General features: G+C 65.2%; 8 protein-coding genes. 3 read left to right on the forward strand and 5 right to left on the reverse strand.

Annotated elements, in window-relative coordinates; all coding sequences use genetic code 11:
• Positions 1–48: 48 nt before the first annotated feature.
• The 3 genes from ABE459_RS20945 to ABE459_RS20955 all read right to left on the reverse strand — a co-directional run bounded on the left by ABE459_RS20945 (position 49) and on the right by ABE459_RS20955 (position 2,142).
• Complete coding sequence (locus ABE459_RS20945; protein ID WP_323828795.1) at positions 49–1,386, reverse strand: OprD family porin; 1,338 nt, start codon at positions 1,384–1,386, stop codon at positions 49–51.
• A gap of 239 nt (positions 1,387–1,625) precedes the next feature.
• Positions 1,626–1,907 carry a type II toxin-antitoxin system RelE/ParE family toxin gene (locus ABE459_RS20950; protein ID WP_125464711.1) on the reverse strand — a complete coding sequence of 94 codons (282 nt, stop codon included), beginning with the start codon at positions 1,905–1,907 and terminating at the stop codon, positions 1,626–1,628.
• Positions 1,897–2,142 (reverse strand): type II toxin-antitoxin system prevent-host-death family antitoxin, encoded by a 246-nt coding sequence (locus ABE459_RS20955; RefSeq protein ID WP_125464712.1) that lies wholly within the window; start codon positions 2,140–2,142, stop codon positions 1,897–1,899. The genes ABE459_RS20950 and ABE459_RS20955 overlap by 11 nt, the downstream gene beginning before the upstream one ends.
• Positions 2,143–2,350: 208 nt before the next feature.
• Between ABE459_RS20955 and ABE459_RS20960 the strand changes: the two genes are divergently transcribed.
• The gene (locus ABE459_RS20960) at positions 2,351–2,812 is read left to right on the forward strand and encodes a PaaI family thioesterase (protein WP_323828793.1); all 462 of its coding nucleotides are present in this window, start codon (positions 2,351–2,353) and stop codon (positions 2,810–2,812) included.
• Positions 2,813–2,932: 120 nt separating this feature from the next.
• Positions 2,933–3,256 carry a DUF2790 domain-containing protein gene (locus ABE459_RS20965; RefSeq protein ID WP_258642361.1) on the forward strand — a complete coding sequence of 108 codons (324 nt, stop codon included), beginning with the start codon at positions 2,933–2,935 and terminating at the stop codon, positions 3,254–3,256.
• A gap of 10 nt (positions 3,257–3,266) precedes the next feature.
• Here ABE459_RS20965 and ABE459_RS20970 read toward each other — a convergent pair whose 3' ends face one another.
• Positions 3,267–3,995, reverse strand: a complete 729-nt coding sequence (locus ABE459_RS20970; protein ID WP_323828789.1) for a hypothetical protein — start codon at positions 3,993–3,995, stop codon at positions 3,267–3,269.
• Positions 3,996–4,112: 117 nt separating this feature from the next.
• Positions 4,113–4,859 carry a sulfite exporter TauE/SafE family protein gene (locus ABE459_RS20975; protein WP_125859325.1) on the reverse strand — a complete coding sequence of 249 codons (747 nt, stop codon included), beginning with the start codon at positions 4,857–4,859 and terminating at the stop codon, positions 4,113–4,115.
• A gap of 237 nt (positions 4,860–5,096) precedes the next feature.
• Here ABE459_RS20975 and ABE459_RS20980 point away from each other — a divergent pair, with 237 nt between their 5' ends.
• Positions 5,097–8,501 (forward strand): Ig-like domain-containing protein, encoded by a 3,405-nt coding sequence (locus tag ABE459_RS20980; protein ID WP_346648129.1) that lies wholly within the window; start codon positions 5,097–5,099, stop codon positions 8,499–8,501.
• Positions 8,502–8,561: the final 60 nt, after the last annotated feature.

The raw sequence follows: 8,561 nt of genomic DNA on the forward strand, positions 1-8,561 counted from the left end.
ACCTGTAACCAAAGGAGCGCGTGGGCTTCTAAAGGTGAATTCGATTGTTCACAGAATCGACAGCGGGTATTCGACGATCAGCCGCACCTCGTCCAGGTCAGACTCGAAGGCCGTGGCCCGGGTGGTGGCCTGGCGCACCCGCAGTGACAGGTCCTTGGCCGCGCCGGTCTGCACCACGTACTTGACCTCGATATCGCGCTCCCAGCGTTTCTGGTCGGTGAGCGGGTCGCCGTTGCCGTCGCGGCGCATGTAGAACGCGTTGGCGTTGCTGTAGTCGGCGTCGCTGCCACGCCCGTAACGGGTCATGAAGGTCAGCCCCGGCACGCCGTAGGTGGCCATGTTCAGGTCGTAGCGCAGCATCCAGGAACGCTCCTTCGGCGAGTTGAAGTCGCTGTACTGGATGGAGTTGTCGAGGAAGATCGAATCGGACTGGCGCAGGTAGTCGAAATCATCGTCGCCGTTGTTGCGCTGATGGGACAGCGCCAGGGTATGGGCGCCGTAGCGCACACCGAGCTTGGCGCTCCAGATATCGTTGTCGAACTGGCCGAGGCGCTGACGGCCTTCGTCCTTGGCGTTGTAGAAGTTGAACCCGCCGATCAGCGCCAGCTCGTCGCTGAGTGGCCAGGTGACACTGGTGCCGGCGTAGTACTGGTTCCACACATCCTTCAGGCGGCTGCCGAACAGGCTGACGCTGACGTAGTCGTTGATCGCGTAGTCGCCACCGCCGTAGGCGATCCAGGGCGAGTCCACCGGGCCGCCATAAAAGGTCACGAAGTTGTCGCGCAGGTCGCTGGACACCGGCTGGCTCATGGCATGCAAACGCCCGCCCTGCAGGGTCAGGCCCTTGAGGCTGGTGTTTTCCACGGTCACGCCACGGAAGCTCTCCGGCAGCAGGCGCGAGTCGCCGGCGGCCACCACCGGGTTGGCCGGGAACACATCACCCACCCGCAGCACGGTGTCGTACAGGCGCAACTTGGCGGCGCCGCCGACCTTGCTGTATTCGTCCCGGGCCTGGCCGTCGCGGTCCACCGGCAGCACATCGAACGAGCTGCGCCCGCCATTGCGCCCACCGCCGGTGTCGAGTTTGAGCCCGAGCATGGCGAAGGCATCCAGCCCCACGCCCACGGTGCCCTCGGTGAAGCCGGACTCGAAGCGGGTGATGATGGCGTGGGCCCAGGCCTCGGAGTAGCCGTTGGCGCTGGCCTTGCCGCTGTTGTAGGTCGGCGCCGGGCCGTCGCGGTGGTCACGGTTGAAGTAGAAGTTGCGGTTGAGCACATTCAGGCGGCTGCCTTCGATGAACCCCTCTTGCTGCGCGTCGCCGGCCCAGGCGGCGGGGCCGGCCATTGCCACCAGGGCGGCCAGGGAAAGTGTCGGACCGTTTCTCATGCGATGCTCCTTCGCTGCGGCTGTTGTAGTTGTACGGCCTCGGCGCTGGAGCGTCCCTGGTCTGGCCAGATGCGCGTGCACCCAGCCCCTTCGGCCGAGGCTGATGCTCGCTGCTGGCGGATAACGGCAAGGTGATGGGCGGATTACAATTGCGTCATGCGCGCTTGCGTCCGGCATTGGGGATGCTGGGTTAACAGGCACTTGAGGTGGGTGAGGCTTGCGGGACAGGAGGGCTTGCTTCAGCGCTTCAGAGCAGAGCGATAGGCCGCCGCGCCTTCGCGCTTGCCTACCGCCACCACCAGCACAACGACTCGCTGATCCTCTACCCGATAGACCAGTCGATAACCTGAGGACTTGAGTTTGATCTTGTAGTGGTTGGGCAAGTCGCGCAGCGCGTCCGCTGGCACCCTGGGCAGTACCAGCCGCTCACGCAGTTTCTTCTTGGCTTGCTCACGCACGGTATGGCCAAGTTTCTCCCACTCCTTCAACGCAGAGGGCAGAAACTCGAGCTTATAGGTCATCCAGCTTCACCGGCACGCCCTTCTCGTGCGCACGTGCCTTGACCAATTGCGCCAGCTCGATGTCTTCCAGTTGCTCCATCATCGCCTCATAGAGTTCAGCGGGCACCATGTAGCCCATGACGCGATTATGATTGAGCACTGCCACTGGCTGCCCCTGTGCACCCGCCATTACAGCCGTGGGATTCTTCTTCAATTCCGAGACGCTGACGGTGATGTCGGCGAAGATGTTCTGCATGATCAAGCCCTCAATGAAGGGCTAGATTTTGGTCTTTATTTAGGGCTCATTCAAGTCGTACAGGTCGCTTTCCAATATAAGCAAACGACACTTCGGGCCCGCCACAATGACGCAGTCCCTCCCCTCCGTCACCTGGCATTTCTACCAGTAGACACGCGCCAGCCCCTCCCGAAACATGCCAGCTGCCGGCCCGAAGGGAGTGCCCGCCATGCAAAGCGCCACGTTGTTCTGGAAGGTTGCCAATGGCGACCACCCCTGCCCCCATGCGTCTTCGCTGCTGGGCTGGGAGTTCATCTTCTATGAGCCGGACAAACGCCAGGTGCGGGTGCGCTTTCATGCCTCGGCTTCGTTGACCACGCCGCTGCAGTGCATCCACGGCGGCATGCTTGGGGCCATGCTGGATGACTGCATGGGCGCGGCGGTACTGGCCGCCCTCGGCCCTGAAGAGGTGGCGCTGAGTGCCAGGCTCGAGACCCGCTTGCTGGCCCCGGCCCTGCCGGGCCACCTGGCCGGCGTGGCCAGGGTCACCCGCCGCATCGGCAAGCTGCACTACACCAGCGGTGAGCTGCACGCCGAGGACGGTACGCTGCTGGCGACCGCCAAGGCCTGCTACAAGGTCATCCCCCAGCCGCCGGGCGGGGTCTTGCAGGGTGCCGTCGAGCCGGGGTGACACCCTTGCCGGGCATGGGCCTGGCCATACCTTGCGCATCTGTAACCCTGGCGTCATGCCCCTGTTGGCTGGTGCTGGATAGCCTGGGCTTCGAAACCTCACCCCTTTCGGAGGCCCACCATGCTACGACTGACCCTGAGCGCCGCGTTGCTGGCGCTGTCCCTCTCGGCCCAGGCCACCGGTTTTACCAGCCGGGCAAACGAGCAACTGCTGGAGGACCACCAGCAAGCCGTGGCCGCCTACGCGGCAGAGCGCGCCAAGCCCATGCCGGAGATCGTCGACTACCGCTACGGCATGCGCCTGGACGTTGCCCGCCTGGTGCGCCAGTCAGCCGACCCGCGCAACTGCAACGTCGGGCCCCGCCTGATGACTTACGAGGACAGCCAGGGCGCCCTGCGCACCGTGCGCTACGTGATGCAGTCGCAGTGCATCAACAACAAATGACTGGCTGGCCTCAGGCGCTGACGCGCCCGCGTTGTACCAGGTTGCGATAGCCCAGCCACAGCACACTCGACAGCAACACGCCCAGCAGCACCATCAGCTCAACGCTGTAGCGTGCCACCAGCGCCGCGAAGCCGAACACTTCGCGGTACACCTGGATATCGGCGCTGCCGTCGGCATGCCGGATGCTGATGCCGCCCTGGCGGATCTGCGAGTAGTCAGTGTCGAAATACACCCATATCCAGCTCTCGCCCGCCGCTTCGATACTGGGGATTTCGACAAGGTTGGTGGGCGCCTCCAGCAAGGTATCGTTGCCAGCGCTGTCGCGAATCTGCACCAGGCCCTTGGCCGGCAGGCGGATCTGCACGGCCTGCAGCGGGCGCTGCCGGTGGTTGAACAGTTCGATCAGCAGCCCGGTGCGGTGATCCACCAACCCCGCCTCGAATGGCTTGGCGAACAGCTGCAGGTACGGCGCCTGGGCCAGCTCCACCAGCTTGTCGACCTGCGGGTCGGCGAGCGCGCCGTTGCCGATCTCGCGGACAAGCCCATGCAGGCGCTCGTACTTGAGCAACGCGTTGGCCGTGCTGATACGTTCGCTGAACTGGCCCGGGTAGGTAAGGTGGGCGTAGGTCAGGCGCGCTTCGAGGCGGTCGTCATCACGCAACAGGGCGAAGAGCGCGGTGGCGGTGACCGCGACGACCAGCAGGCCCGCGAGGGCTTTACCGACTTTTTCCCAGCTCACCTTGGGGTTCCTTGTACTGCAGGGTTGGCGACAGGCAATGGCGGGCAAGGTTGCCAAGAAGCAGGGGCCGGGGCAAGGCATCTTTGCCTTGGCTGGCCCCTTGGGCGCAAGGCCGGCTCATCCTCGGCTGAGCAACCCCGGCACCGCCACCACCAGCATCGCCACGCCCGACAGGGTCAGCAGCCCCAGCACGATCCGGCGAAACGCCAGCTCGCTGATGCCCAGGTACAACCGTGTGCCGAACAGGGTTGGCAGCAGCATCGCCAGCGCCACCACGGCAAACGACGGCAGCAGCGCCGCCGTCACCAGCCCGCTGCCGATGTAGGTAAGCAGGGTCACCGCCAGCATCGACAGGTTGAAGTTCTGGATCACCGCGCGCTGGGTGTCGCGCTCGAAGCCGCGCAAGGTGCACCACAGTGTCGGCACGGTGCCGGTGAAACCGCCGATACCGCCCAGTACTCCCCCGACCATGCCCACCGCGCCATCGGCCAGGCGCCCGCCGCGCAACCTGGGCAGGCGCGGCGCCAGCAGCATCAGCGGGCACCACAGCACCAGCAGGCTGCCGAACACCGCCTTGAACCACAGCATGTCCAGGTAGGGCAGCACCCACACCCCCAGCGGGATGCCAGCCAGGCCACCGAGCACGAAGGGCCACAGCAGGGCCCAACTGAACCCCCGGCGCACACTGAACACGGCGATCAACTGGCCGCTGAGGCTGCCGAACACGGTCAGCACCGCCGCCGCCTGGGGCTCCAGGCCCCAGGCCCAGAACGACATGGCCACCATGCCGAAGGCAAAGCCCGACAGGCCTTGGACGAAACCGGCAACGACAGCGCCGAGGGCGATCAGTAACAGCGGGTCCATGAATACTCCATACAGATGACCAGTGGGGCAGCATTCCCCACCCATCAGTGGGTGACTATCCCCAGGTTTGCGGCGAAGCCTGAGCGTATCGCGTTCGCATCTTTTGTAACATCTTGAAATATCTGGCCCTTGGCCACATTGCCTTTGGCACAGCCGTTGCTCATCCCACCTACAGGGCACGGCGCCACCCCAAGGGTGGGCAACAGATGCCCGTTGCACAACACGGGGCATACCGCAATGAAGAAACCAGCTGCAACATCCCTACAGGTGTTCAGGTTGTCCTCAGTCACGGCGCTACTGCTCAGCTTCGGGCTGGTGGGCGCGGTAGCCGGATCATTGGACGACGTCAGCCAGCCACCGCCCGGCGACCCTTCTGCCTACAGCGACCCACCCGCCGACCCGGTGGCCGCGGCGGCGGCGCTCGAAGCGCTGAAAAGCATGCCCGAAGCCAACGAAGGCTCGCTGGAACTGAGCAATGGGGTTTACGGCGACCGCTCCACGGTAACCACCGACAACGTGCTGCAGCCAGCGCAGCAGACTTCGCGCAAGTACCCCACCAACGGCAAGCCCAGCCCGTTGTTCGGCGCCGAACCGTTCACCCAGCAACTGCTGCTGCTCGAAGAGTTCGGCCCGGAAAAACTCGACCCGGCCACCCCGCCCTACCAACTGACGTTCCCGCCACCCATCCTCGGCCCGGCCCCCGCCCAGGACCCTGACATCGTTGCCCGCAGCAGCCCCAACGGCAACGCCCTGGAAGCCTTCCTCACCCAACCCGGGCTGACGCCGTTCCCGTCGCAGTATGCCAACGTGCTCGACCGCAACCCGTGGAAGGCGCAGATCGAGATGTTCCTCAACCGCAATTCGGTAGGCTCGCCCGCCGAAGGCCGTCCACCAGGAAAGGGCTGGTCGCACCAGCGCTGGAACGAGTTCTACCCGCAGGCCGCGTTCAAGACCGCGCAGGCCGGCGCGCGCATCAACCAGGGCCTGCGTGACCGCAAACAGCTGCACGGCTACAGCAAGGGCGAGTTCGGCCCCGGCGGCCTGTATTACCAGACCTCGGACATCCCCACCACCCTGGGTACCACCAAGGGCATCGACACACGCTTTCACCCGAAGATGCCGCTGCAGAACCACAAGGCGCTGTGGACCTTCGACGGCACCTTCCCGATCAAGCTGCTGATGGTGCGCTACGGCCAGCCGGTACTGATGCGCCACTACAACGCGCTGCCGATCGACCCGTCGGCCAACAACGGCTTTGGCCTGCACACCATCTCCACCCACGAACACAACGGCCACTCGCCGGCGGAAAGCGACGGCTTCGCCAACGCCTACTTCTTCCCCGGCCAGTACTACGACTACCGCTGGCCGATCCAGCTGGCCGGCTACGACACCATCAACACCCGCGCCCAGGACCCACGCGCCGCCTTCCCCTGCTCGCCCGGCGAAACCCTGTACGTCAATGACAGCTCACCGGGCCTGAAGACCTGCGAGAACGGCAGCATCAAGATCCGCGGCGACTGGCGCGAAACCATGAGCACCCACTGGTTCCACGACCACATGCTCGATTTCACCGCGCAGAACGTCTACAAGGGCAACGCGGTGATGATGAACTACTACTCGGCCATCGACCGCGGCAACGAAGCCCTGCAGGACGGCGTCAACCTGCGCTTCCCCAGCGGCAGCGCAATGCCCTGGGGCAACCGCGACTACGACGTCAACCTGGTGGTCGCCGACAAGGCCTGGGATGCCAATGGCCAACTGTGGTTCAACCCGTTCAACACCGATGGCTTCCTCGGTGACCAGATCCTGGTCAACTGGCAGTACCAGCCAAAGCTGAAAGTGCGTGCGCGCAGCTACCGCTTCCGCATCCTCAACGGCTCGGTGTCGCGCTACTTCAAGTTCGCCATCGTGCGTGAGGTGGCCGGCAGCAGCGGCGAGTTCAAGGGCCCGAGCGGCTCCAATGTGTCGTACAACCGCGTGCCGTTCCACATGATCGGCAACGACGGCAACATCATGGAACACGCGGTGCCGTTCGACGGCAGCATGGACCTCAACGGCGACGGCGACCGCCAGGACAACAACGGCATCCTGCCGCTGCAGGGCATCGCCGAGCGCTACGACATCATCGTCAACTTCGCCAAGAACGGGATCAAGGCCGGCGACAAACTGTACTTCGTCAACCTGATGGAGCATGAAACCGGCAAAGGGCCGAAACAGCCGATTGCCCTGGCCGACGTGCTGTCGGGCAAGTACAAGCCCGTGATCAAGCAGACCAGCAATGGCCCTGAGTGGGACGGCGGTGACCCGACGGTGGGCAAGTTCCTGCAACTGCTGGTGCAGCCCTACAGCGGCCAGGACGTGAGCATGGACCCGGCCCTGTATGAACCGGCCAAACCCGGCAAGGCCGAAGGCCTGGTGATGATCCCGCTGACCATCAACCCCGGCAACGCCGCCGACCAGACCAAGCTTGCGGCCGCGCGCCACCGCGAGTTCATCTTCGGCCGCTCGGACGGCACCGACAGCGCGCCCTGGACCATCAAGACCGACGGTGGCTTCGGCTTCAGCATGGACCCACGGCGTATCAGCGCTGCTCCGCAACTGGCCAGCGAGGCGACCGCCGCCGGCTTCAGCGGCGACGGCACGCTCGAGGTGTGGAAGATCAAGAACGGCGGCAACGGCTGGAGCCACCCGGTGCACGTGCACTTCGAGGAAGGCGTGATCCTCAGCCGCGACGGCAAGGCGCCGCCGGAATGGGAGAAGTGGGCGCGCAAGGACGTGTACCGCATCGGCCCGGACAAAGACTCGTCCGAGGAAGTGGAAATGGCCATCCGCTTCCGCGAGTTCGCCGGCACCTACATGGAGCACTGCCACAACACCCAGCATGAAGACTCCTCGATGCTGCTGCGCTGGGACATCGAGCACCCTGGCCAGTTCCAGCTGATGCCCACGCCCCTGCCCGGCTGGGATGGCGTGCAGTACGTCAACTCCGCCGCCCTGCCGACCTTCCGCAAGGCCGACGGCGACGGTGGTGGCAATGAAGACCCCGGCAACAAACCGCCCGTGGCGGTGAACGACAGCGCCGCCACCAGTGCCGGCAAGCCGATCGTGCTCAACGTGCTGGCCAACGACACCGACCCCGACGGCAACCTGCCGCTGACGGTCAGCGGCCTGGCCCAGCCCGACTCGGGCATGGGCACGGTGAGCAGCAACGGCACCCAGGTGACCTACACCCCGCCGGCCACGGTGGCCACGCCGTTCACCGCCAGCTTCACCTACCTGGCGCGTGATGCCAAAGGCCTGGAGTCGCTGGCCCCGGCCACGGTGAGCATCGCCGTATCGCCCGCCGTGCAGGCCGACACGGTGGTGGTCAGCAGCGCCAGCGTGCAACTGCGCAGCAACAGCCGCTGGACCTGGGAAATCGCCGGCACCACCAGCGTGGCCAGTGGCAACAGCATCCGCGTCAGCACCAACACCACCAGCGGGCCGCTCGACCTAGGGCTGGCGACGCTGACCGTCAGTGGTACCGGGGCACGCTGGAAGCTGTCGGTGACCACCACCGGCAGCGGCCCGGCCTCGCCACCGGCGGTGACCGTGAAGTCGGCGCTGGGGCAGACCGTGACCGCACCGCTGAGCATCAAGTGAAGTAGAAACCGTGGGAGCGGGCTTGCCCCGCGATGACGCCAACCCAGCCAGCCTCACTGC

The organism is Pseudomonas sp. TWI923 (assembly GCF_039673365.1).
Classification (GTDB): Bacteria; Pseudomonadota; Gammaproteobacteria; order Pseudomonadales; family Pseudomonadaceae; genus Aquipseudomonas; species Aquipseudomonas sichuanensis.

What these genes read in the sequence shown, in the direction of transcription:
- ABE459_RS20945 (WP_323828795.1), bottom strand. Translation starts at nt 1,386, where the DNA reads ATGAGAAACGGTCCGACACTTTCCCTGGCCGCCCTGGTGGCAATGGCC.
- ABE459_RS20950 (WP_125464711.1), bottom strand. Translation starts at nt 1,907, where the DNA reads ATGACCTATAAGCTCGAGTTTCTGCCCTCTGCGTTGAAGGAGTGGGAG.
- ABE459_RS20955 (WP_125464712.1), bottom strand. Translation starts at nt 2,142, where the DNA reads ATGCAGAACATCTTCGCCGACATCACCGTCAGCGTCTCGGAATTGAAG.
- ABE459_RS20960 (WP_323828793.1), top strand. Translation starts at nt 2,351, where the DNA reads ATGCAAAGCGCCACGTTGTTCTGGAAGGTTGCCAATGGCGACCACCCC.
- ABE459_RS20965 (WP_258642361.1), top strand. Translation starts at nt 2,933, where the DNA reads ATGCTACGACTGACCCTGAGCGCCGCGTTGCTGGCGCTGTCCCTCTCG.
- ABE459_RS20975 (WP_125859325.1), bottom strand. Translation starts at nt 4,859, where the DNA reads ATGGACCCGCTGTTACTGATCGCCCTCGGCGCTGTCGTTGCCGGTTTC.
- ABE459_RS20980 (WP_346648129.1), top strand. Translation starts at nt 5,097, where the DNA reads ATGAAGAAACCAGCTGCAACATCCCTACAGGTGTTCAGGTTGTCCTCA.